We start from the raw sequence: 24637 nt of genomic DNA, 5'->3' as shown, positions 1-24637 counted from the left end.
TTAGTTAGTTTTTATACGTCACAGATTCCCACACCTTGTCTTAGTGAAGCTAGCTTGTCGGGTCGAGACGGAACAAACTCTTGCGCAACAAAGCCTTTGAAGCCTGTGTCGAGAATGGCTTTTATAATAGCAGGGTAGTAGAGTTCTTGCGTTTCATCAATTTCATTTCTTCCAGGAACACCGCCTGTATGATAATGCGATATATAAGGGTGGTATTTTTTTATGGTGGCGATGACATCGCCTTCCATAATCTGCATGTGGTAGATATCGTAGAGTAATTTGAATCGTTCGGATCCGACTTTCTCACAAAGTGCCGCTCCCCATGCAGTATGGTCACATTGATAATCGGGGTGATTAACTTTGCTGTTGAGTAGTTCCATTACCATGGTAACTCCATATTTTTCAGCGGTAGGCATGAGGCGCTTTAAGCCTAGGGCGCAGTTTTCCAATCCTTGATCATCATCAAGACCATTCCTATTACCTGAAAAGCAGATAATTTGATTGTATCCTGCCGTAGCAACTTGAGGAATTATGGTTTCGTAACTCTCGATGAGCTCGTCGTGAAGTGTGGGATTGTTAAATCCCCGTTCGATACCCAATCCTGCACCTTGAGGAAGTGCACAGGTGAGGCCGTGTTTTTTCAAGATGGGCCAGCCTTCAGGGTCAACCAGTTCGATGGATTTTAACCCTATTTTTTTCGCGGCGATACAGAGGTCTTCAAAAGGGATAGAGTCATAACACCAACGGCAGGCAGAATGGTTAACTCGACCTCGTAATTCAGTTGGCAATATATGTTCAGCTGCTGATACTCTGCCGAGCAAACTGCTACTAAGGATTGTGGCGGAAGTTACTGTTGCAAATTTAAGTGCCTTTCTGCGAGACAAAGGTGAATTTATGTTTTCCATATATAATTAAGGTTTTGTTAAAAATAGTTAAAATTTAAGAATAATACAGTAAAGGAGTTAATTTCACATAAACAAAACAATTTAACCTTGTAACAAATGCAGCCTTCTGTGTCTAAGAGATGTGATCAGGAGAGGAAGTAGAAAGTTATTACGATTAATTCGTATTTTTATGTTTTTATCGTATTATTGCAAATAGATTTTTTACAGAGACTTAAAATAAACTCAAATTACTAAATAAACCTTTTATGCGTAAGCCTATTTTATTGCTGGTGCTGTTACTTTCAGTTTTATCAACCACCTACGCTCAGAGCCCTTACAAGGTACAAGGCTCCATTGTGGACACCACCTCGGGATTGACATTGAAAAATGCTGTAATTTCTGTGCTCAGAGCACAAGACTCGATTTTTGTTGACTACACGCGGGCTGCCGAAGATGGGAGTTTCGCTTTTAATGATTTAGATACCGGATCGTATATTTTAACGGCTTCGTATCCTAAGTACACTGATTTTGTGGAAAGATTTACCTTGGACTCGGCTAGCAAGGAGGTGGATTTGGGAAAAGTAAACATGCTTCTCATGTCCGAATTGTTGAATGAGGTGGTGATTACAGGAAGAAATGCGATTACGATTAAAGGGGATACGATTGAATTTGACGCAAGTAAATACACTATCCAACCGAATGATAAAGTGGAGGATTTATTAGCTCAACTTCCCGGAATCCAAGTAGACAAAGACGGCAATATAACAGCGCAAGGCGAAACGGTAAGCAAGGTTTTGGTGGATGGGGAAGAGTTTTTCGGCGATGACCCTACTTTGGTTACAAAAAACATACGTGGTGATATGGTTGATAAGGTTCAGCTTTACGATAAGAAGAGCGACCAGGCAACCTTTACTGGTATTGATGACGGAGAAAAAACAAAGACCTTGAATATTCAGTTGAAAGAGGATAGCAAGAACGGAATGTTTGGTAAAGTAGATGCAGGTATAGGTACCGAAGATTTATATGAGGGACAGGTCATGGTGAACTCCTTTAAGGGGAGCGAGAAAATTGCTGCTTATGGAACCTTGGCGAACACGGGTAAGATTGGTTTGAATTGGCAGGATAGTGAACGCTATGGGTCTACCAATATGAACGTATCCGACGGGATGATTTCTATTTCGAGCTCCGGATCGGATGAACTTGAGTCGTTTAGTGGCGACTACAATGGTCAGGGTATTCCTTTGGCGCGATCGGGTGGTGCGCATTATGATAATAAATGGAATGATAAAAAGGAGAGTATTAACGCGAATTACAAGATAGGTGATTTAGAAGTGGATGGCGACCGCAATACGATCAGTCAGAATGAGCTGCCGACGGGTGTGATGAACCGAAATTCAAATGAACTCTTTAACAATTATATGTTTAGGCACAAAGCTGATGCGCGTTATGAGGTCAATTTTGATAGTACATCGATGTTGCGCGTGACAATCGACGGAACGCTTAAAGACAGCCGTTCTCAAAGTGATAATCAGTCGGCCACTTTCAACGAGGCCTTTGATCCGCTCAATAGCAGCAGTCGGCAAATTTCAAACGAAGGTGACACCAAATCGTTCAATGCCGGAGCCTTGTGGAATAAAAAACTGGCGAAAGAAGGACGTACGATCTCCATTGGTCTGAACCAGAGCGTTAATCGGGACAATGTCATCGGGTTCTTGAAATCAACCAACGATTATTATGGGGAGAATGGGTCGATCGACAGCACACAGATCGTTGATCAACAAAAGAACAACCGGACTGAAAGCAATGTCTTTAATTCTAACATAGCATATACGGAACCCTTGTCTGATGCCCTAAAACTGGCCATTAATTATCGTTTCAATCTGAACAACAGTAAATCAAGCCTTTTATCCTTTAATCAGAACGGGGGAGGCTATAACGACTTGGATAGTACCTTCAGTAATGATTTTAAACTAGACCAGATGTTAAACGAGGTGGGCGCCACCTTGAATTATAAAAAAGATAAGAATACGCTGAATATTACCATGTCAGCAGCGAACGTAAACTTTAAGCAGATCGATCAGTTCAGCGATGATATTTTAAATCGTGACTTTATTAACCTGAATCCGAGAGCCAACTGGACTTACGCGTTTTCTAACCAGAAGTCGTTCCGCTTGAGTTATTATGGAAGTACCTCTCAACCTTCTGTCCATCAGATTCAGCCGGTACGAAGTAATACCGACCCACTCAATATTTCAGTGGGTAACCCTGATCTGGATCCTTCGTTCAGACACAGTATTAACGGTGGATATAATTCCTATAAAGTATTGAGTGGTCAGTACTTCAGTTGGTTCTTTAATGGTTCGATGACCAGCAATGCGATTATTAACAATACGACAACTGATGAAGTAGGCAAGAGTATCTATAGCTATGAGAATTTAAAAGGCGAACGACCGATGAACTTTTCGACCTATATGTATTTTGGTAGTAAGCTGAAGAGTTTAGGACTTGATTGGGGCGGAAATTTAAGCTACAATACAAATTCATATTATAATATTATCAACTCGGAGTTGAATAAAACGAGTAGTAATAACGTATCAGTTGCATTAAACATCAGCAAGAATGAAAAGGATAAATATTCATTTAGAGTATATGCCGGCCCTTCGTATAGCTCGAACGTAGCTTCTCTTCAGGGTTCGTCAAGTAAAGGTTGGGGTTTTAATTCCAGCGCTGATTTCAGGTTGTTTCTTCCGGGGAAATTTGAGCTTGCATCAGATGCCCGATATTCCTATTCGGAGGCAACCCAAGTGTTCGCCGAAGACTTTGAACGCTTGATCTGGAATGCGAGTATACAAAAGAAATTCTTGAAAACGGATGAACTGATTTTGAAAATCCAGGCAAATGACATATTGGATCAGAACACAGGTTTCAGTCGGAATGCTCATGCTACCGGCTTTACGCAAACAGACTACACCACGATTAGTCGGTATTTCATGTTCTCAATTATATGGGATTTTAATAAAATGGGTAATAATACAAAATAAAATAAACACGATGAATACATTGATGAGAAAAACTTTAAATGGCTTGCTCATAGTGAGCTTGGTGTTAATCGGAACGCAATTGAGTTACGGACAATACGCTTATTTTGTAGAAAGCGGAAAGATTGAGTACGAGAAGAAAGTGAATATGTTTGCCAAGATGAAGGCTAGGGTAACCGAAGATAATGTCTTTATGAAAAAGATTTATGAAGATTATCGTAAGAATCAGCCACAGTTTCAAACGGTTAAGACTTCCCTTTCATTTAATAAAAACCAGAGCCTGTATCAGGTTACCGAAGAGGCTGAGTCTACTCGGGGATGGTATGCAAGCGAACCGTGGGTGATGGTAAAGAATACGGTTTTAACTAATTTTGATACGGGCGACATGACGGTGGTGAAGAAGATTTATGAGGAAGACTTTGTGATGAAAGATAAGCAACCGGAGATCCTGTGGAAGTATACTAACGAGGTTCGCGAAATTGCAGGCTATGAGTGCAAACGTGCTAACGGCCTGATTATGGATTCGATTTACGTTGTAGCCTTCTATACCGACGAGATTTTGCCTTCGGGCGGTCCTGAATCTTTTTCCGGTCTGCCAGGAATGATCTTAGGGGTGGCTCTACCACATGATAATGTCACTTGGTTTGCTACAAAAGTAGAAATAGATCAGCCAGGCCCGATTAAAGCACCAGAAGAGCCCCGCCGAGCAGAACAGGTGAACCGGGAAGGCCTAGAGGCCTATTTAGAGGAAAACCTAGACATGTGGGGAACATCTTCAGAGGATGCGACGAAAGCTTTTCTTTTATAGAAGAGCTTTGCGAACGGCGGGGGCGACTTTCGTGCCGAATAGCTCAATCGACTTCATGACCTGTTTATGAGGCAAGGTACCTAAGCTACTCTGAGCGATAAAGCGGGTATTGCCAAATAGCTCGTGCTCGTAAAGAATCTTGTCAATGACTTCTTCGGGACTTCCAACAACTAACGCTCCTTTGGGTGAACGTGCGAAGTTAAATTGCTCTTCCGTGAAAGCAGACCAACCACGATCTTTTCCCACTGCGTTCATCATAGCGGCGTAATATGGGTAAAATTCGGTATTGGCAGCTTGGGAGTTTTCGGTTACGTAAGCATGTGAATTAACGGCAAATTGTAACTTTGCGGGGTCATCACCTTTCTTTCGGGCAGTGTCGCGGTATAGTTTTGCAAAGGGTACAAATTGCTCCGGCATACCACCAATAATGGCCAATGTTAATGGTAAACCCAATGTTGCAGCCCTGACGGCTGATGCGGGTGTGCCGCCGGCTGCAATCCATATCGGCAGTTTGTCTTGATAAGGATGTGGGTAGACACCGCGGTTATCGATCGACGGAGTTAGATTCCCCTTCCAACTCACTTGTTCGTTGTCTTGGTTGATCTGTAAAAGCAGCGCAAGTTTTTCTGTAAACAGCTCATTATAGTCGTTTAGATCATATCCAAAAAGAGGAAATGATTCGATAAAGGAACCGCGCCCGACCATGATTTCCGCACGTCCGCCGGAAAGGTGATCCACGGTGGAAAAGTCTTGAAATACTCGGACAGGATCATCAGAGCTTAACACAGTTACAGCACTACTTAGCTTGATGTTCTTGGTGACGGAAGCTGCTGCTGCCAGAATAATAGCAGGGGCGGATACTGAATAATCAGGACGATGGTGTTCACCGACGCCAAAGACGTCTAAACCAAGCTCATCGGCTAATTTGATCTCCTCTAATAAGTCACTGATACGTTGATGGGCATTCGCCCCGCTGCCCGGTTTATCGGGTAACATGTCAGCAAATGTGCATAATCCTAATTCCATATGGCTGTTTCATATAATGTGTATACAAATCTAATGAATTGGTCTTGATTGTTCGTTAATGAACAGCTTTTGTTCGGAAATGAACAGTTTGTTTCAATGCTTTATGCGCAGTGCTCTGTTTATCAGCATATTAATGTTGTGGCATATAGCCTGTAATAGGATAGTCTGAAATGTACAAAATGAATATCCGACTTTTAGCGATTCTATTTATTCTCACGGTTTTTATCATGCCGGTGAGCGGACAAGAGTTGATTACCTTGCAATCGGCAATCGACAGCACACTGGAAAATAACCTGCAGATTAAGGAAGCACGGTTCCGAGCGGCTTTAACCGATCAGGATGTGCTCCAATCAAAAATGAACTTATTACCGAGCCTTGGTGCTTCAGCAGGAGGCCGTCTAAGCGGTGGTAATTATTTTGATGAAAAGACCGGAAAGGTGGGGAATACGACGAATAAATCGGTTGACGGGAGCTTGAGCTTATCCGTTACCCTGTTTCAGGGCTTTCAACGTATCAATCAAATTCGCGCCAATAAATTGCTGTTGCAGTCGGATCAGAGCTATGTGGATCAAATGGAATATGACCTGGTTCTACAGGTGTTTACAACCTACATTGAGGCGCTGACCCATAAGGAGCTTTGGTCGGCTAGTCGTCAGCAACTTGCCTTGTCTGAAGAGCAATTGCGGGTTGAAGAAATTAATATGGAGGTGGGAAACAGAACCTTAGCCGACGTATCGCAAGCGCGAAGCCAGGTAGCAAGCGACCAACTGAATATAACGACTTCACGTAACGATTATGAGTTATCGATACTGAATTTGAAACAATTGATGGAGATTGATTCGGAAAAAGAAATTGTGTTGGAAAGTCCGAATGTTGAAGATGTAGAAGCTTTGGTAGCTAATTATTCCGCTGTTGGCGTATATGACAAAGCGTTAAATTTCTTTCCGGAGATACGAATGGCCGAGTATAATACCTTGGCAGCGGAGAAAGATGTGGACATCGCAAGAGGCCGGTATTTTCCGACCTTGTCCTTATCATCTGGTCTAAGCACCGGCTATACAAGTTCATACCTTGATCAGAATGGTGCGATTTTCCCCTTTAGACAGCAATTGCGTGATAACTACAGTCGCTATATTGGTCTTTCGCTGAGTATTCCTATTTTTAATAATCTAAGCTCGCGGATTGGAGTCCGGAAGGCTAAAATTATATATGAAAATACAAAGGTTGCAGAGAAGCAAAGTAAAAATAACCTAAATAAGATTGTGAACCAGGCGGTATTGGACCTGAATGCAGCGAAGCAACGGTACGAGTCTTCAGAAGAGGTTTTTACTTCTTCACGGGAAACGTATAAGGTATTTCAGGAACGTTATGATGTAGGTCTGGCTACGTCGATCGAGTTAAATACGGCTCAGACCAATATGAATAAAGCTGAATTTGATTTTATTAATAGTAAATACAATCTATTGTATCGGACGAAGGTGATTGATTATTACTTAGGTAATGAAATAAGATTTTAGAAGATGATTAAGAATTATTTTACCATTGCATTTAGGAACTTGTTGAAGCACAGGTTGTTCACCGCAGTGCATGTCATCGGGTTAACGATAGCCTTCGCCATGGCGGTCGTGTTGTTTTTAGCCGCTGTGTTTGATCTGTCTTTCGATGGATTTCATGTAAAAAAAGATAAGCTTTATCAGGTCTACTTTGAAACGAACCCGGTCACCGGTAAGGATGAGAGCGCAACAATGCCAGTGCCTTTTGCTCCGACAGCGGAAGACGAGTTAAAAGGCTTAGCGAATATTGCCCGCTACGGCGATGCAGGTGGTGTTCTGGTACGGCATGGTGATAAGGAAATTGGCATGACGACGCGGTTTGTTGACCCTTCTTTTTTGGATATGTTTTCTTTTCCGCTAATTGAAGGTGAAAAGTCCTCAGTTCTAAGTGATCTGAAGAATATTGCCCTGACGGAATATGCAGCGGAGAAACTTTTCGGTACGCTGGATATCGTCGGAAAGCAAGTTGAGTTAAACATGCAGGGAACTTGGGAACCATATACCGTCTCCGGGCTGCTAGCTGATTTTCCTTCTAATTCAACATTTCAATTTGATGCTTTTGTGCGATTTGAGAACTATCCAGGTTACCTAGCGGGTATGGATAAATGGGATTGGCGCAACCATACGGTGTATGTGGAGTTGCTTGATCAGGTCTCTGCAGCGCAATTTCAGGAGGATAGTAAAGCTTTCATAGGGAAGTATTTTAAAAGTGAAATTGACAATCTGAAACGTGACGGTGCACAAGTGAATGGCGATGGAGCCTACAAATCGTTAAAGCTCTTACCTCTTTCTGAAATGCATTTTAATTCCATGAGTCCGGGTGGCAGCCATGTTGCCAGTTTTTTCCCATGGATGTTATTGATCATAAGCGCCTTGATTCTGTTTATCGCTTGCACCAACTTTATCAACTTATCGCTTGCCAGCTCTTTCACACGAACCAAGGAAATTGGTATGCGGAAAACTTTGGGAGCGCGACCTTTTCAATTGGTTGTTCAGTTTTGGATGGAGGCTTTCTTGATCTGTCTGTTTTCTTTTCTGGTTGGCGCGGCACTGGCTTGGGCTATATTACCTCAATTTAACGCATTGATGGCTTATAATCTGCAGTTTGGCGAGCTAATTACCTTACAGAATAGCCTGCTGCTCCTAATCTTCTTCTTTGTTGTGACCCTGGCAGCGGGCGCCTATCCGGGATTTGTTATGACGCGATTTAATCTGATGAATGTGTTGCGGGGGACGGGTATCCGACTTGATTCGGGAAAGAATTTACGTAAAGCACTATCGGTTGGACAATTTGCCATTGCGATTATTCTGGTGATATCAACCTTGGTTGTTGTTCAGCAGATTAATTTCATGAATACAAAACCACTGGGATATAATAAATCAGGAGTAGTCAGTATTCCGATTGGGAATCATATAGATCCGGAAGTGGCCTTGCAGCGAATGCGAACAGAACTAGCGGCTTTGCCCGAAGTGACGAGCGTGACGGGCACTGATGTCAATATGGGAATGGGATTAGATGGTGCGTCGATGACTTCTAAGATGGGCTTTGATTACCAATCGCGACACATTACAACAAACTGGTTACGAGTGGATTATGATTACTTGAAGACGATGGAGATCGATTTGCTGGAAGGCCGGGATTTTTCAAGAAGTTTTTCAACTGACACTACATCGGTCTTGATCAACGAGCAAATGGCAGCTTTATTAGGCGAAGAGAATCCTATTGGGAAAACCCTAGACATCAGCGGTGAAGATCTGACGATTATCGGTGTCGTAAACGATTTTAATTTTAAAACGCTCCATTCGGAAGTTGAGCCGCTGACCATGTGTCTGCAACCTTCGAATTGGCCTGTTTCTTATATTTTCGTGCGACTGAATTCGGACGCTTTGTCGCATTCAATGGCCAGCATTGAAAATGTGTGGAAGTCGGTCAACCCGAAATATGAAAGCAATCCGTCGTTTTTGGACGAAAATACCCAACGTATGTACGAGAAGGAGCAACGCCTTTCAAAAATCATTGTAAATGGAGCTGTTTTTGCCATCTTTATCTCTTGCTTGGGTTTATTTGCGCTAGCCTTATTGATGATGAATCAACGGGTAAAGGAAATCGGTGTGCGGAAAGTATTAGGAGCGAAGGTTTCGACGATCGTATATTTGTTGTCAGGCGATTTTGTACGGCTAATCGGTATTGCTTTTATCCTTGCAGCTCCTTTAGCTTGGTGGATCATGAACCAATGGCTTGATAATTTTGCTTATCGGATTGATGTATCGGTTTGGCTTATGATCGTGGGAGGGATTATTGTTCTTTTTGTAGCAATGTTGATTGTTGTGACCCAGTCGTTACGTGCGGCGATGGTGAATCCGGTTAAGTCTTTACGGACGGAATAGTCACTTCGGGGAGCAAGCAGCATAAAGTAAAAACACAGATATTAAAATATAGAGATGATAGAACTAAAGAATATTTTTAAATGGTACAATGTCGGTGGAAACCGAGCCTTTGTTTTAAAGGACGTTAATTTGCAGATTCAGGAAGGTGAGTTCGTGTCGGTTATGGGACCTTCAGGTTCGGGGAAGTCGACCCTCTTGCATATCATCGGTTTACTGGATGAGCCGAATGAAGGAGCTTATTTATGTCGGAATGAGGATGTTCTCAAATTAAAAGAAAAGAGACGCGCTGAGATCTATAAGCAACATATGGGATTTGTATTTCAAGCCTATCATTTAATAGATGAATTAACAGTTGCAGAAAACATTGATACGCCGCTGATATATAAAGGATTAAAGTCGTCTGAACGTAAAGCTATTGTAGCGGATATGTTGGACCGATTTGGTATTGTAGGGAAGAAGGATCTATTCCCGAATCAGCTATCGGGAGGACAGCAACAGATTGTAGGGATTGCTCGTGCTTTAGCTGGAAAACCGAAGGTTCTTTTAGCGGATGAGCCGACCGGTAATTTGAATTCTAAGCAAGGCGAAGAGATCATGGAGCTTTTTAAAAAATTAAATCAGGAAGATGGTGTTACGATTATTCAGGTGACTCACTCCGAGAAGAACGCTGAATACGGCAGCAGAATTATTGAGTTACTGGATGGGCAGGTGATTCAAGCTGGATCCTAGAAGGATCCATTAATTAACGGTCAGAATTGCAGCGTAAAGGTGCTCCCTTTGCCAAGTTCGGAGCTGACGAACAAGTTGCCGCGGTGCATGAGCATGATCTGTTTGCTGAGGGATAAGCCGATTCCGCTACCACTCTTTTTAGTCGTGAAAAAGGGAGTGAAGATATTGTCAAGAATTTCCTGACTCATTCCTATTCCATTGTCTGTGACCTTGATTTGAATTTTGCCGTTGTCGTCGATCGCTTGGAGATTGATTGTGGGATTGGCAACATCTTTGACTGCTTCGATTGCGTTTAATAGCAGATTAATGAGGGCTTGTTCGATGAGATTGATGTCAATTTTTAATTCAAGTGATGGGTTTTTTAAGATGATATTCAGTTCAATATCCTTCTTGATTATTGAAGGTTCTAAAAGAACGTAGAGGTTCTCGAACAGATCTGCGGCCTTAATACTGTCCAGGTCGGGTTGGGTGATTTTATTCAAGGTACGATAGGTTCTCGCAAACTTTAATAGACCCTCACTTCGACTTTTAATGGTTTCTGTGCCTGTTCTGATATCTTCTAGTTCTTCTGTATAGGGTAATGAATCGAGTCGATTTTTCAGCGTATCAGCCAAGGAGGAAATTGGCGCAATGGAGTTCATGATTTCATGCGTAAGAACACTGAGAAGCTTTTGCCAGGCCTTGGCTTCTGTTTCATCCAAGGCCTCGTTGATGTTCTGTAGGGTAATGAGACGAAAATTCCCTTGTGCAGTCTGAAAACTACTTACATACAGCTGCAACTTGATTGGCCCCTCAGCAGTATCCAATGTATGTAATTTATTGTCTCCAGGTTCTGTTTCTACAATTTTTTCATACAGAGTTTTATTCTTTTTGTTTAGCGCATATATAGTTGATATATAAGGTATATTAAATAGTTTTTTAAAGTAATCATTCATCCACATCATTTTGCCTGTCTTTTCTTCGTAGGACACGATTGCGGTGTCAACAAGTTCCATGATCTTTTGCAGATATTGATGTTGCGTTTCGCGATCGCTGCTGATGCTTTTAAAGACGTCATTGATATCGTTGAATGCGGAACGTAATGGTTTTACCTCAACGCTAGCATGGGTAAGAGAAAAGTGTCGCGTGAAGTCACGGTATTTGGCGGCTTCAGCGAAGTCCTGAAGTTCACGGTAGGTGCGAATTTGTGACCGGATGGTAAACCATAGCAACCAAAGGCAGAATGGGAAAAACAAGACGGCATAGAGATACTCGCCTTTAAGCAGAAGCCAAGCAAAAAATGTGAGTGCCACGAATAGTAAAAAGGCTCTCAGTAGAATAAGTCTGCGAAACTTCTTCATAAGATTAGATATTGTATTTGCTTAATCTTCTGTATAATGCGGTTCTTGTGATACCTAATTCCTTAGCCGCTTTCGAAATATTCCCGCTATGCTTTTCAATCACTTTAAGAATGGTGATTTTTTCTAGTTCCAACAGATTGTGTTCGTCTGTTTTGGATGAAGCTTGTGTTTGTGGGTTTTCAAGGGGTGAAAAAATCAAGTCTTCATTGGTGAGTAGTTCAGACTCAGCCATGATGACGGCGCGCTCAATGCTGTACTGCAATTCTCGAACGTTTCCCGGGTAATGATAGCTCAGTAATTTTCTTTCTGCGCTTGAGTCCAACTCGGGAGCAGGTTTGTTGTACTTGTCTGCATATCGCTGGATAAAATGCTTGGCAAGCAGGAGGATGTCATTTCCGCGTTCTCGGAGAGGAGGTACTTGAAGTTCAACGGTATTGATGCGATAAATTAAGTCTTTGCGAAAACGATTCTCGTCTGCTAAGTCCCTCAACGGCACATTGGTGGCACAGACGAGACGAATATTCACATCTACTGACTGATTACTGCCTAATCGACTAATCTGCCTATTTTGCAAAGCCGTTAATAATTTAGACTGCTGTAATAGGGAGATATTCCCGATCTCATCGAGAAAGAGCGTGCCTTTGTCGGCCATTTCAAAACGACCGACACGATCTTCGCGTGCATCCGTAAAGGCGCCTTTTTTATGTCCGAATAGTTCACTCTCGAAAAGGCTATCGGTGAGTGCGCCGACGTCGACTTTGACGAAGGGATGCTTAGAGCGATTGGATTGTTTATGTATAGCCGAGGCAATTAGATCCTTTCCTGTTCCGTTTTCCCCTAGTATTAGAATATTGGCGTCGGTTGGTGCTATTTTAGTGAGTTTGTGAAATAAGGATTTCATAATATCTGATTCACCGATAATATCATTCAGGACTAATTGATTGTTCGTCTTTTTATTCGACTTGTTCTTATTTGAAATGAGATCTTTTACGACCTCTAGCAAATGGTCGTTATGCCAAGGTTTTACGACGAAGTCGGACGCCCCTTGTTTCAAACTTTGCACAGCCAGATCGATCGCTCCATAGGCAGTAATCATGATGACAGGGATATCGCGTTTGATTTCTTTAATGCGACTTAGCCAGTACAGACCTTCGTTCCCACTATGGATAGCACTTTTAAAGTTCATATCTAGCATGATGAGGTCAATTTGTTGATCGTGAAGAATTGATGGGAGCTTTTCAGGGTTCTTCTCAATAAGGATCTCTGATACTGTTTTCTTTAATAATAAACGTACAGCTGTGAGAACATCGGGGTCGTCATCAATAATAAGTATGCGTGCCTGGATCATGAAATCTATGTTTACCACAAATATACCATTCTTAGTAATTAGTTAAGGATCATTCTGATGGATATCCGTACTTTATATGAACTGTACGATAATGAACAGCTGGTGTTCGCATTCGTACATCAATTGCGATAAAATATTAAAATACTTTCTACTCTTTTATCTATAATTCATAACTTTGCCCAAAACCCAACATCATGTCTTTAATTATTTTATCCTTGAATATTTGGCTATCGGGAGTCGTTGTGCTTTTAACCCTGATTGTCCTTATTCTGTTAGTGTTTTCCTTTTCTATTATGGCTAAGATCCGGAAGATAAAAGAGCAATCTTCTCAGGAGACACCTGCTTTGGGAAGTAAGTTTGAACATTACTTAAAAACCTTCGATGCAAAACAGCTTTCGTCCTTGGTGGATTTGAAGAAACGCGGCGTTTTGAATAATAGTAAAAAAGTCATGGGCTTTTTGATTATCGGACAAGCGCCGACTGACAGCAGCAGTTTGGCAGCAAATGGGGGTGTTATTATTACAGTTATCTTGATTGCGATTCCGGTAATTGTTGCACTATTGCTGTTGGCTTTTCGTATTAGGCGTTCGGTTCGGAAAATTTATAATCATTCGCAAAGGGTGGAGGCCAAGCAGCTTGCTGAATATCTTAAATCCTTGCCTGATGATGAGGTGGAGAAGAATATTCTAGATCGGAAGTCGGCGATAGAGTATCAGTTGTCACATAAAGAGCTTTCGGGTGATCGCGAAATTAGAGATGATCGAGGTTTGATCAGAGAGAATCCTGACCCTTCGCTGCCGGTTGTCGCGCCGAAAAAGAGAGCAACTAAAAGACCTCCGGTAGATCCGAAGCTTACGAAACTTGTGCTCTGGTTCTCATTGACCGCCACCTTCTGGTTGATTTTTGGTACTACGGTAGGTGAGTATGTTGGAATTAAGTTCGTGGCACCGGATATTGATCAAGCCAGTTGGTTGAGTTTCGGACGTTTGCGTCCGGTGCATACGAATTCGGTATTCTGGGGCTGGGCATCATTGGGTATGTTAGCCTTGGGTTATTACGCTGTTCCGCGAGTCGGCAATAATAAGCTTTACAGTATCAAGCTGGGTTGGATTGCACTTATACTCATCAACATCACGGTTTTGGCGGGTACTATTTCATTAATGGCCGGTATTAATAATGGTGGCGGGGAATTCCGTGAATACATCTGGCCGGTGATGTTGCCTTTTGCGGTGGCACTGATTCTGACTTTGATTAATTTTATTAAAACGATCGCTAAGCGGAAAACCAAGGAAATTTACATATCAAACTGGTATATGGTAGCAGGGTTGATGTTTGCTATTGTCATCACCCTCGTGGCTTATTTGCCATTTTGGCAAGATGGTCTCGGGGAAACCATTGTTCAGGGCTATTACATGCACCAAGGGGTGGGCATGTGGTTTATGATGTTTACGCTGGGGATTGTCTATTACTATCTCCCTCAGCAACTCAATCGGCCTATCTACTCTTACAGCCTGGGTATTCTAGCCTATTGGACACAGATTCTGTTTTACACTTTGATAGGTACTCACCACTTTATCTTTAGTTCGATTCCTTGGTGGTTGCAGACCGTCGCTATCGTGGGTAGTGTCGGCATGGTTATACCGGTAGTAGCAGGTACGACGAACTTTATTATGACATTTAAAGGGGCTTGGTATAAGGTTTCTGATAGCTATACCTTGCCATTTTTTATCGTGGGTATAGTGTTTTATTTTACGGGTTCGATGCAAGGGACTGCAGAAGCGTTTAGAGAAACAAATCTTATTTGGCATTTTACTGACTTCACAGTTGCTCACTCTCATTTAACCATGTACGGAATTATTACCTTCTTTTTATGGGCTGGGATGTATGCAATTATACCAAGGTTGACGGGAAAAGAACCTCCTCAGATTTTAGTAGGAGCACATTTCTGGTTGGCATTAATAGGCTTGATGTTTTATTCGGTTCCCTTAATGATTGGAGGCACAATGCGTGGCCTGTCATGGATGGAAGGTAAACCGTTTATAGATAGTGTGGTTATGATGGCTCCTCACTGGTTGTGGAGAGCGATAGGTGGTAGCTTAATGTGGTTCTCTCATTTGGTGTTTGCTTATAACCTATACAGGATGTGGGTAAACCGTCCGGCGACTGATGTGAAAGATCTTGCCTTGGCGGAACTAGAGAAAGAGCTAGGAAACGAGAACGAATAGAATTTAGAGGTATTACAATTAGAATGAAATAATACGATGGAGTTTTTTAATAATCATAAGAGTCTTTTTACAGCGACAGCTGTCTTGTTCCTTTTGCTCACTTTATTTGTGGCGATTATGCCGGCATTGGATAACCAGGCTCGTAACGCTCCGCTCCCCAATGCTGAGCCGTTAAGCGAAGCAGCTAGGAAAGGGAAGGCACTTTATATTGCTAATGGTTGTGTTGCTTGTCATACGCAACAGGTTCGGAATGTGGAAATGGATAAAATGTGGGGAACCAGACCAAGTATATCAGCTGATTATGCTGGTATAAAACGCCAGGACCTATGGCGAAATACGGCTACCCTTATGGGAACTGAACGTACGGGCCCCGATTTAATCAACGTGGGGAATCGTCAGCCAAGTTTGGAGTGGAATCTAGTGCATTTGTATAATCCAAGAGCTGTGGTGAGCGAGTCGATCATGCCAGCATATCCATGGTTATTTGAAATTCGCGAAAATGTAGGACTTGATGATGTAGTCGTGGCGGTGCCCGAAGAGTTTATGGGCGGTAAGAAAGGAAAGGTGGTGGCTACTGAAGATGCGCTGAATCTGGTTGCTTATTTACAATCGCTTAAACAAACTGAATTGCCAACGGGCGAGATTATGCCAGAATTTATCTATAAACGGAATGCAGAAACGGCACAGGCTAGTGGAGGAGGAGAAGCAGCTGGCGCAGATGCGGCTGCGCCGAAAATTGACGGTGCCGCGCTTTATGCAACCCATTGCCAGACTTGTCACCAACCCAATGGTAAAGGACTTCCCGGTGCATTCCCTGCTTTGGCGGGTAGCTCGGTGGTTTTAGATGATGATATTGAGATTTTTGTGGACATTATTATGAATGGTTACAACGCAAGGGCTAACGAAGGGTATGGGCCGATGCCTGCGGTAGGGAAAACGGCTAATTTAACTGCAGAAGAAATTGCGGCTATTATGACGCATGAAAGGACTAATTGGGGGAATGATGCTTCGGAGGTGAGTGCGGAAGAGGTAGCAAAAATTATGGAAATGGTAACACAATAAGTGTATACTAGTTAATATTTAGGATATGAAAAAGATTTTTTTAGTAGTAATGCTGATGTTGCCGGCGCTAGCCAGTTGGGCCTGTCCTGCCTGTGAGAAACAGCAGCCAAAGTTATTAAGGGGGATATCTCACGGCGCGGGACCCGAGAGTGATTGGGATATGGTTATCGTCTGGTTTATTGGGATTATCGTGGTGCTTACCTTGGTTTTTTCAATTAAATTTTTGGTAAAACCAGGAGAGAAATCCAAGACTCATATCAAACGTTTTATACTTTCAAATGAACAAATCAGCGAATAGAATGAAAAATAAGAGTAGTGTATTGCTGTTTATTGATGACGAACCAACACCAATTGCGTCCTTTCTTGCACCGGTTAAATTTGAATTGGATACGACTAGACTGGTAGATGGTAAACATACGCTGAAAATAGTCAGCAAAGACCCAAATGGGAAAGAGGGCATCAGAATTGTCCCTTTTGAAGTTAGAAATGGTCCGGCTATATCAATTGAAGGTTTGAAAGAGAATGCAGTTGTGGATGGTGTTTTGCCTTTGATGATCAATGCCTATGGGAAAGGTAATTCAAGCGAGTTTTATATTGAAGGGAGTGAAACACCTCAAAGTATTCCCGCTTGGGTTTGGATTATTCTCATTGGTTTTATTGGTTGGGCACTATATTATTTAATAACCTATTTTGACATCGTTGCCAATTAAATTAAATAGAAATGGAAACATTAGAGATTAGTGCTAAGACCAAAATTTCAGAATTAATAAAATGGAATAAAAATAGTGTTGAAGCAATTGCTAAGCTCTCTAAGCCATTTGAGAAGTTGCGAAACCCCATACTGAGGAAGTTAATGGCTTCGCGTGTAACAATCGCCGAAGCTGCGAAAATGGGCGGATGCGATGTTGCAGACTTTGCGAGGGTGTTGAAGCCGCTAGGTTTTATAATGACTAGTGACGGGCAAGAAGATACGATCGAGGAAAATACACCGACTTGGCTCAACGATCTACCCGGGACTTCAATCCATGTTTTCGATGTTCGAGGAATACTGGCGAGTGGAGAGGATCCTTTAAAGGAGATCTTAAAGAAATTTAAAGTTGTTTCACCTGATGAGGCGCTTTGTATTATTAACAAGTTCATACCCGTCCCGCTAATTCGCTTACTGGAAAAGGACGGTGTTCGTACATTTACGAAAACTGTATCCGCTGATGAGTATCATACTTATTTCTATAAATCGGTAAACGGTGCCTCGGAAGCGAAAGATGAAATCCCAAATGCTGATCCTGCTGATAGAAATAGAGCAACTGAAGGTGAAAAAACTGACTCGGAAAAGATAAGGATGGTTGATGAAAGGGAGTTTGAAGAGGTTTGTACTAGATTTGAAAAAGTGAAGGAGATTGATGTTCGTGACCTCCAAGCTCCTGGACCTATGGAAGCTATTTTAGGTATTTTGCCCGATTTGGAGGAGGATGAACTTCTTTATGTAAACCATAAGCGCGTTCCTTTGTATTTATTAGAAGAGATTGCGGACAGCGATTATCAAGTATATATATCGAATCGAGGTGAGGGTGATGTTAAAGTCGCAATCTATAGAACATAAGAAATCATTAATGTGGCGAAAGAAAAAAAGATATGGACCATAGGGCACTCAACTCGATCTTGGGATGAGTTTGTAAAACTTCTAAAATTAAATTCAATCGACCTTTTGATTGATGTTAGAAGTCTGCCGGGTTCAAATAAGTTTCCACAATTTAATAAAGAGCATTTTGAGAGTGACCTGGAAACTGAGGGGATCCATTATGAGCATTGGTTGATATTAGGAGGACGACGGAAGGTTCGGAAAGATTCTGTGAATACGGCATGGCGCAACGATTCGTTTAGGGGTTATGCGGACTATATGGAGACATCAGAATTTAGAGATGGTCTGGAGGCCTTAGAGCAGAAGACAGCTAATCATAATGTATGTATTATGTGCGCGGAAGCAGTCTGGTGGCGGTGTCACCGAAGCATGATAGCAGATATAATGAAATTAGAAGGTTGGACTGTTTTACATATTTTATCGGATAAGAAAGTTGAAGAGCATCCCTATACTTCAGCAGCTACGGTAAAAGATGGAAAGTTACTCTATCGTTAGTTTTTTTAAGGTTTCTGTATCGATTATTTTAATTCGTTTATCTAATAATTCAATTATACGTTTATTCTTCCAGTCGTTTAATGTCTTGAAGAGCGACTCATAGGTTGTACCTGCATACGAAGCAATATCCTGTCTGCTTAATAAGGAATTGATAAATCCATCTTGATCGAGACCAAATGTGTTTGTTATTTCTAATAGAGCGAGTGCAATTCTACTTTTTACGTCCATTTGCACCATGTTGTACATGCTCTGTTCGGTCTTTTGAAGTTCGGAAGCAAAGAATAGAACCATCTGATAAGAAAGTTTGTGATTGACAAGTAAGGTGGTTTCGAAGAACTCGGTATCGACAAAACAGAGCTTAACTCGATTAAGTGCGGTCGCTGATACAGGATGCTTCTGATCGGAAAGTCCACGATGACCTAAGATATCTCCGGCGGTGGCAAATTTGATAATGAGATCTTTATTGTTCTTCCATTTTTTATGGATTTTAACATTGCCTTCATGGATAAAATAGAAACCGTGGAGGGAATCGCCTGCCTTAAATATAGACTCTCCTTTTTTGAACTGCTGAATAGTGGCCTTAGTCTCAATGAGTGTTTGCCACTCAGGTAGACAGTATTTACACAAAAAACAATGTGGGTGTTTATTCATATGCTAAAATAAACAAATTATTTGCAATGTGTGGTTATTAGACAATATTGTCTGGGTAATAAAAAATGTAAAATATTTTTATAGAATATGCTTCTTTTTATGATTAAGGTCATACTTTTGCAAAAAATTTGTTCATGTTTAGAAAAAAAGAAAAAGGAGCATCAATCCCAATTGCCCCTTCTCTTGATGTTGACAATCAGGAATTAGAGCCAGCGGGACCATCCGTTTCCCAAAGGGTATTGTACTTAAGCATCCAGGCGGTTATCAATGCTTTAATTATCGGTGTTATTGCTAAAGTTCTGGTCGAACTTATTCACTTGATAACTAATCTTTTCTTTTACGGTGAATTTTCTTTTGTAGAGAATACGCCCGAAGGTCACCAATTGGGTTGGTATGTTATCTTTATTCCGATTATTGGATCTTTAATTGTAGGTGTCATGGCTCGATTGGGTTCTGCTGCGATCCGTGGTCACGGAATACCCGAGGCTATGGAACAAGTGCTTACAAATGAAAGTAAGATCAAACCGATCATTACCATCTTAAAGCCTTTGTCTGCGGCGATCTCAATAGGTAGTGGGGGACCGTTCGGTTCTGAGGGGCCAATTATCTCTACCGGGGGGGCTTTAGGTTCCTTTGCCGGGCAGATCATGAAAATTACGCCGAATGAGCGGAAAATTATGCTGACGGCGGGTGCCACGGCTGGTATGGCCGCTATTTTTGGGACACCCGTTGCCGCCGTGCTCTTGGCGATCGAACTTTTGCTTTTTGAGTTTTCTCCACGGTCTATCATTCCCGTAGCTCTTGCATGTGCGACAGGTGCGGCGATGCATCTCGTGTTTTTTGGTCAAGAGCCGATGTTTGGGATGCCGGATATCCCGCTGCCTAGTTACCAGTCTTTGATTATTTACGTTGTAATGGGAGCGGTCATGGGCGTGTTAGCGGCATATATTTCTAAAAGTATATACCTGATAGAAGATCTATTTGAAAAGCTTCCTATCCATTGGATGTGGTGGCCAGCAATCGGTGCGATTGCCGTTGGTGTCGTCGGTTATTTTGCACCTTATACAATGGGGGTCGGTTATTCAAACATAACTGATTTATTAACCGGTAATCTTCCTTTACAGTTGATTTTAGGCTTATCGATATTAAAGTTCATATCTTGGTCGGTCTCTCTGGGTAGCGGAACTTCAGGAGGTACACTAGCTCCTTTGTTCACCATTGGAGGTGCCTTAGGCTTAGGAATGGGGATGCTTATCGTTCATTTCTTTCCCCAAAGTGATATTAATCTGCCGACATGTGCACTGATCGGTATGGCTAGTATGTTTGCAGGATCCGCTCGAGCTTTGCTAACTTCTATTGTTTTTGCATTAGAGACCACCATGCAACCTCATGGACTTTTACCTTTATTGGGTGCATGTACCTCGGCTTACTTCGTTTCGTTCTTTTTGATGAAAGGTACAATTATGACTGAAAAAATAAAACGACGGGGGATTTTTACGCCCGATGCGTATGAACCAGATGTATTACAACAAATGAACGTGGGTGAAGTAATGGAATACATTAAACCTCAAATAGCGATAAATCAGACTATTAAAGAGGTTAAGGACTGGGTGAAGATGCATCGACCGGATCGGCACATGTTAATTGTAAAAGATGAAGTTGGGAACTTAGCAGGTACACTTAAATTAAAGGATTTGCATAATACCGATTTGGACGAAGATCAAAGCATTGATAGTTTGGTTGACAAAAAGATCATCTATATTTATCCGGAAAGTCAATTGAGTTTTGCCGTAGAAATGATGGATCGCTACCATACGGATCTAATACCCGTTGTGCAGCGTACAGAAAAAACGCAGTCGATCGGCTTACTGACACCTACCTTGGTTTTTGCGGCTTACCGCAAAGCACGTTATGCAGATCAGCAGCTTCAGCGGTCAATTAGCTTGAAGCGAAGTGGTTACCGGATGCTGGTCAAGAGTAAAAAGTTCTATCGATAGAAAAAATCCTCAACATGCACGTTGAGGATTTTTAGTTTTTTATAAGACGTAGGCCGTCTCTTCATATTTTAATTTCTAGTTTTATTCCTGAAGAGGAGGTGCTGGTGGTGGAGGAGGAGGTAGTGGTTCCTCGCTCGGTATTTCTGGCGCTTTAGGCGTTTTCGGAGTAGGCACTTCTGGTGTTGGTGTTTCTGGCTCTGGTACCTCAGGTGTTTCTGGGGCCTCAGGTACAGGCATTGGAAGCTCGGGTTCCGGTGCCGGCACCGTTGGTAATTTTTCTCCCGGTTCCTTCTTTGTTGTATCAGGTACCGTTGGTTTCTCCTCTTGCGCGTAGACCTGGTGGATGGTCAGCGTAAGAAACATGGTAGCGATTAAGCTGAATAATAACTTTTTCATGATTTCTATATTTATGTTTAATATTCTTGGTTTTTATCCAAAAGTGTTGATAGTTAATGCGTTTCTTAATTAGAGAACAGCTTGTTTTCGTAATTGTTTATAAATGTTTGTGATATGTTTACCTTCGCACAAAACAAAACGATGCTAGAGCTTGTATATCGGGATGAATATTTGGTTGCCATCAACAAACCACATGGCTTATTGGTCCATCGGTCATCTATTGCCAAAGATGCTACTGAATTTGCTTTGCAAAAATTAAAACAGCAGATCGGCCAGCACGTTAGTCCGGTTCATCGTCTCGATAGAAAAACAAGTGGCGTCTTATTGTTTGCTTTGGATAAGGAAACTGAGGTGGCTATGCACAAGCAGTTTATGATGGGTGATATGGTTAAGAAATACTTGGCCATTTTACGAGGTTATGCCCCTGCTGAAATGGAGATTGATTATCCCCTTATGAAAGAGAATGGGATGATGCAGGAGGCCGTGACTCACTTTAGAACCCTCCAATATGCCGAGATTCCCTATGCACTGGGCAAACACCCAACTTCGAGATACTCGCTAGTGGAAGCAATACCGGAGACTGGCAGGATGCATCAATTAAGAAAGCATTTTGCTCATATTTTTTATCCGATTATCGGGGATCGAAAGCATGGCTGTAACAAACAGAATCGCTTTTTCAAAGAACAATGGGATATGACAACGATGATGCTCCATGCTTCTGAACTCAGCTTTACTCATCCGGTTACGGGTGCTACGACGCACATCACCGCTCCTGTGTCAGATGAGTTTGCAAGAGTAATGGACCTGATGGGTTGGAAGTAATTACATGGCAACGAAAATAAAATAAATGATATTATGAAAGATTATAAAAAATACTTTACAATAACGGCGAAACCACAGGAAGTATATCTGGCTTTAACCCGGGAACCGACAATTGAACTTTGGACGGGTGATCGTGCGAAAATGCAAGCTGAAGAAGGAACGGAATTTTCGTTGTGGGACGATAGTATCGTGGGTGTAAACCTGGAGTTTGAAACGAACAAGAAAATTGTACAAAAATGGTATTTTGGCGATCAGGAAGAAGACTCCATCGTGACCATTAAGCTGCACCCTCATAAGCTTGGTACGTCGGTCGAGCTAATCCACACGAATATTCCTGATGGCGATTATGACGATATCGTGGGTGGTTGGAATGAGGATTACTTTGGTTCGTTAAGAGACTTTTATACTGGAGAGTAACGATAAGAGGCGCAATCAGTTGCCTGACTACGCCTCTTCATAGTTTGTTTAAATATCTTGTTTTGGGCTAACTGTTAGTTAGGTTCCATTGTATTTTCGTAAATAAATTCGGGTTTGCCATCAACACATTGCACATCTATGGGCTTGGCGACCACGCTGCAATCAGACGTGATTTTCCAATCGACATTAAATTGATGCTGAAGTTCGGTATACAGCTTTACTTTTTCTAAAAAAGTTTCTGTGTCAATCGTGCTTGAATAAGCGATGTACTCCACTGGTCCGCCGCAGGCCTTTGAACCCAATGCGGTAAATTCCCACTCTTCGGCGTCTTCACAGCTTACACTTTCCGCCATTTCTTTAATTTCTGCGTATAAGGCCTCTAGTCTTTGCTCGTCACGTTCACGGACGCCATCAACTTCATCCTTTTCGCATGAAGTGAAGGCCGCTACTATTACGCATGTTAAAATTACAAGATACTGTTTCATAATTCTGTTTTACTGTTTTACTATATATAGTACGTTAAAACAGTTTTATGCGCTACATGTTCGCTTCTTCCTGTAACCTTATTGTTTCATCAACATCCTTTTTGTAAATCTTGTTGATGATCAATGCGATGGCTCCATCACCAGTCACATTACATGCTGTACCAAAGCTATCCATACCGATATAAAGCGCAATCATCAGCCCTAATGAGTCTTCACTGAAACCTAAAACCGAGGACAACACGCCCAATGCGGCCATAATCGCTCCGCCTGGTACACCGGGTGCGGCAATCATTGTTATGCCTAGTAGAAAAATAAATCCGATGAATATCTCTGTATTTGCCACATCTCCATTCATTAACATGACTGCCATGGCACAGAGTGTGATTTTTAGCATACTTCCTGATAGGTGAATAGTGGCACAAAGTGGTATCACGAAGCTGGCGATATCTTGATCTACCTTGTTTTTAAGTGTTTGTTGATAGGTAACAGGGATGGTAGCCGCTGAGGACTGTGTTCCGAGTGCTGTCAGGTAGGCGGTCAGCATATTTTTTAATGCCTTGAACGGGTTAACCTTAGCTATCGCACCTGCTACAACAAATTGGAGTATTAGCAGGATAACGGTTAGGATAAAGATAAAGACGATGATCTTTATGAAAATTGATAAAATACTGGCTACTTGACCTGTAACCGTCATGTTTAAAAAGATACCGAAAATGTAATAAGGGAGAATTGGGATGATCACATGATTAATAACCTTCATGACAATATCTTTAAACTCTTCCAGCCCATTTTTTAACGTGTCTCCTTTTATAAAAGCAATACCCAATCCCAATGTGAACGCTATGATGAGAGCCGTCATTACCTCAAACATAGGCGGCATTTGAAGTGTAAAATAAGGTTCCAGTGTTTTGGTTACGTCTTCCAGTTGCGGTGTTCCATCACTTGCTAGCAGATTAGGCAAGAAGATTTTTCCGGAAAAGTAGGCAAACAGACCCGTAGAAATGGTAAATGCATAAGCCAGTATGGATGTGAGCAATAGAAGTCTGCCTGCACCTTTCCCCAGATCGGCGATGCCCGGTGCAATGAGCCCGAGTATAATAAGAGGGACAATGAAATTCAGAAAATTACTAAATAAACCATTAAAGGTGATAGATATCCGAGAGATCCAGTCGGGTGCAACTAGTCCCACACCGATACCTAAGATAATTGCGATAACTACTTTGCCAAGCAGCCCAATTTTAATACTTTTCATAAAATAGTATGCTACGAAATCATTTTTTTGATGTGCTAAGGTATCAGAAAAAATTGTTTTTCAATATAAAATAGTCGGATTA

At 41.8% G+C, this 24637-nt stretch carries 22 protein-coding genes; 14 read left to right on the top strand and 8 right to left on the bottom strand.

Annotated elements, in window-relative coordinates:
* Positions 1–11: 11 nt before the first annotated feature.
* Positions 12–905, bottom strand: coding sequence for a hydroxypyruvate isomerase family protein (locus WKR92_RS01280; protein ID WP_375556032.1), 894 nt, complete (start codon positions 903–905; stop codon positions 12–14).
* A gap of 245 nt (positions 906–1150) precedes the next feature.
* Between WKR92_RS01280 and WKR92_RS01275 the strand changes: the two genes are divergently transcribed.
* Positions 1151–3925 (top strand): TonB-dependent receptor, encoded by a 2775-nt coding sequence (locus WKR92_RS01275; protein ID WP_375556031.1) that lies wholly within the window; start codon positions 1151–1153, stop codon positions 3923–3925.
* A gap of 22 nt (positions 3926–3947) precedes the next feature.
* Entirely contained in the window at positions 3948–4730 is a 783-nt protein-coding gene (locus WKR92_RS01270) for a GLPGLI family protein (RefSeq protein ID WP_375556030.1), read from the top strand.
* On the opposite strand, the gene WKR92_RS01265 is transcribed toward WKR92_RS01270, so the two are convergent.
* On the bottom strand, positions 4725–5756 hold the full coding sequence (locus WKR92_RS01265) for an LLM class flavin-dependent oxidoreductase (RefSeq protein WP_375556029.1): 1032 nt from the start codon (positions 5754–5756) through the stop codon (positions 4725–4727). The two genes, WKR92_RS01270 and WKR92_RS01265, sit on opposite strands and share 6 nt — an antisense overlap.
* A gap of 179 nt (positions 5757–5935) precedes the next feature.
* On the opposite strand from WKR92_RS01265, the gene WKR92_RS01260 reads away from it, so the two are divergent.
* The 3 genes from WKR92_RS01260 to WKR92_RS01250 are packed head-to-tail and all read left to right on the top strand — an operon-like array spanning position 5936 to position 10426.
* Positions 5936–7273 (top strand): TolC family protein, encoded by a 1338-nt coding sequence (locus WKR92_RS01260; protein WP_375556028.1) that lies wholly within the window; start codon positions 5936–5938, stop codon positions 7271–7273.
* A 3-nt stretch (positions 7274–7276) separates the two neighbouring features.
* Complete coding sequence (locus tag WKR92_RS01255) at positions 7277–9697, top strand: ABC transporter permease (RefSeq protein WP_375556027.1); 2421 nt, start codon at positions 7277–7279, stop codon at positions 9695–9697.
* A gap of 54 nt (positions 9698–9751) precedes the next feature.
* Complete coding sequence (locus tag WKR92_RS01250) at positions 9752–10426, top strand: ABC transporter ATP-binding protein (protein WP_375556026.1); 675 nt, start codon at positions 9752–9754, stop codon at positions 10424–10426.
* Between the two features lie 20 nt (positions 10427–10446).
* On the opposite strand, the gene WKR92_RS01245 is transcribed toward WKR92_RS01250, so the two are convergent.
* Both WKR92_RS01245 and WKR92_RS01240 read right to left on the bottom strand, forming a co-directional pair.
* Positions 10447–11766 carry a sensor histidine kinase gene (locus tag WKR92_RS01245; protein WP_375556025.1) on the bottom strand — a complete coding sequence of 440 codons (1320 nt, stop codon included), beginning with the start codon at positions 11764–11766 and terminating at the stop codon, positions 10447–10449.
* A gap of 4 nt (positions 11767–11770) precedes the next feature.
* Positions 11771–13114 carry a sigma-54-dependent transcriptional regulator gene (locus tag WKR92_RS01240; RefSeq protein ID WP_375556024.1) on the bottom strand — a complete coding sequence of 448 codons (1344 nt, stop codon included), beginning with the start codon at positions 13112–13114 and terminating at the stop codon, positions 11771–11773.
* 194 nt (positions 13115–13308) lie between these two features.
* Here WKR92_RS01240 and WKR92_RS01235 point away from each other — a divergent pair, with 194 nt between their 5' ends.
* The 6 genes from WKR92_RS01235 to WKR92_RS01205 are packed head-to-tail and all read left to right on the top strand — an operon-like array spanning position 13309 to position 18535.
* Entirely contained in the window at positions 13309–15339 is a 2031-nt protein-coding gene (locus WKR92_RS01235; protein ID WP_375556023.1) for a cbb3-type cytochrome c oxidase subunit I, read from the top strand.
* Between the two features lie 36 nt (positions 15340–15375).
* Positions 15376–16401 (top strand): cytochrome c, encoded by a 1026-nt coding sequence (locus tag WKR92_RS14595; protein ID WP_446014088.1) that lies wholly within the window; start codon positions 15376–15378, stop codon positions 16399–16401.
* A 25-nt stretch (positions 16402–16426) separates the two neighbouring features.
* A complete protein-coding gene (locus WKR92_RS01220) occupies positions 16427–16699 on the top strand; it encodes a hypothetical protein (RefSeq protein WP_375556022.1) in 273 nt (90 codons plus the stop codon).
* A gap of 1 nt (position 16700) precedes the next feature.
* Positions 16701–17111: a cytochrome C gene (locus WKR92_RS01215; RefSeq protein WP_375556021.1), complete on the top strand. Its 411-nt coding sequence runs from the start codon at positions 16701–16703 to the stop codon at positions 17109–17111.
* Between the two features lie 11 nt (positions 17112–17122).
* Positions 17123–18001, top strand: a complete 879-nt coding sequence (locus WKR92_RS01210; RefSeq protein ID WP_375556020.1) for a DUF2249 domain-containing protein — start codon at positions 17123–17125, stop codon at positions 17999–18001.
* A gap of 12 nt (positions 18002–18013) precedes the next feature.
* Positions 18014–18535, top strand: a complete 522-nt coding sequence (locus WKR92_RS01205; protein WP_375556019.1) for a DUF488 domain-containing protein — start codon at positions 18014–18016, stop codon at positions 18533–18535.
* On the opposite strand, the gene WKR92_RS01200 is transcribed toward WKR92_RS01205, so the two are convergent.
* Positions 18521–19186: a Crp/Fnr family transcriptional regulator gene (locus tag WKR92_RS01200; RefSeq protein WP_375556018.1), complete on the bottom strand. Its 666-nt coding sequence runs from the start codon at positions 19184–19186 to the stop codon at positions 18521–18523. The genes WKR92_RS01205 and WKR92_RS01200 overlap by 15 nt on opposite strands.
* A 134-nt stretch (positions 19187–19320) precedes the next feature.
* On the opposite strand from WKR92_RS01200, the gene WKR92_RS01195 reads away from it, so the two are divergent.
* Positions 19321–21183 (top strand): chloride channel protein, encoded by a 1863-nt coding sequence (locus WKR92_RS01195; protein WP_375556017.1) that lies wholly within the window; start codon positions 19321–19323, stop codon positions 21181–21183.
* A gap of 81 nt (positions 21184–21264) precedes the next feature.
* Here the strand turns inward: WKR92_RS01195 and WKR92_RS01190 are convergent, their stop codons facing one another.
* Positions 21265–21579 (bottom strand): hypothetical protein, encoded by a 315-nt coding sequence (locus tag WKR92_RS01190; protein WP_375556016.1) that lies wholly within the window; start codon positions 21577–21579, stop codon positions 21265–21267.
* A 141-nt stretch (positions 21580–21720) separates the two neighbouring features.
* Between WKR92_RS01190 and WKR92_RS01185 the strand changes: the two genes are divergently transcribed.
* Both WKR92_RS01185 and WKR92_RS01180 read left to right on the top strand, forming a co-directional pair.
* Positions 21721–22401 carry a pseudouridine synthase gene (locus WKR92_RS01185; protein WP_375556062.1) on the top strand — a complete coding sequence of 227 codons (681 nt, stop codon included), beginning with the start codon at positions 21721–21723 and terminating at the stop codon, positions 22399–22401.
* 33 nt (positions 22402–22434) lie between these two features.
* Positions 22435–22818, top strand: coding sequence for an SRPBCC domain-containing protein (locus WKR92_RS01180; protein WP_375556015.1), 384 nt, complete (start codon positions 22435–22437; stop codon positions 22816–22818).
* A gap of 74 nt (positions 22819–22892) precedes the next feature.
* Here the strand turns inward: WKR92_RS01180 and WKR92_RS01175 are convergent, their stop codons facing one another.
* Both WKR92_RS01175 and WKR92_RS01170 read right to left on the bottom strand, forming a co-directional pair.
* On the bottom strand, positions 22893–23303 hold the full coding sequence (locus tag WKR92_RS01175) for a hypothetical protein (protein WP_375556014.1): 411 nt from the start codon (positions 23301–23303) through the stop codon (positions 22893–22895).
* Between the two features lie 52 nt (positions 23304–23355).
* Positions 23356–24555 (bottom strand): dicarboxylate/amino acid:cation symporter, encoded by a 1200-nt coding sequence (locus WKR92_RS01170; protein WP_375556013.1) that lies wholly within the window; start codon positions 24553–24555, stop codon positions 23356–23358.
* Between the last annotated feature and the right edge of the window lie 82 nt (positions 24556–24637).

Origin of the sequence: Albibacterium profundi (assembly GCF_042159835.1) — a bacterium.
GTDB classification, from domain to species: domain Bacteria; phylum Bacteroidota; class Bacteroidia; order Sphingobacteriales; family Sphingobacteriaceae; genus Albibacterium; species Albibacterium profundi.
This window is presented reverse-complemented; position numbering and strand designations above follow the sequence as displayed.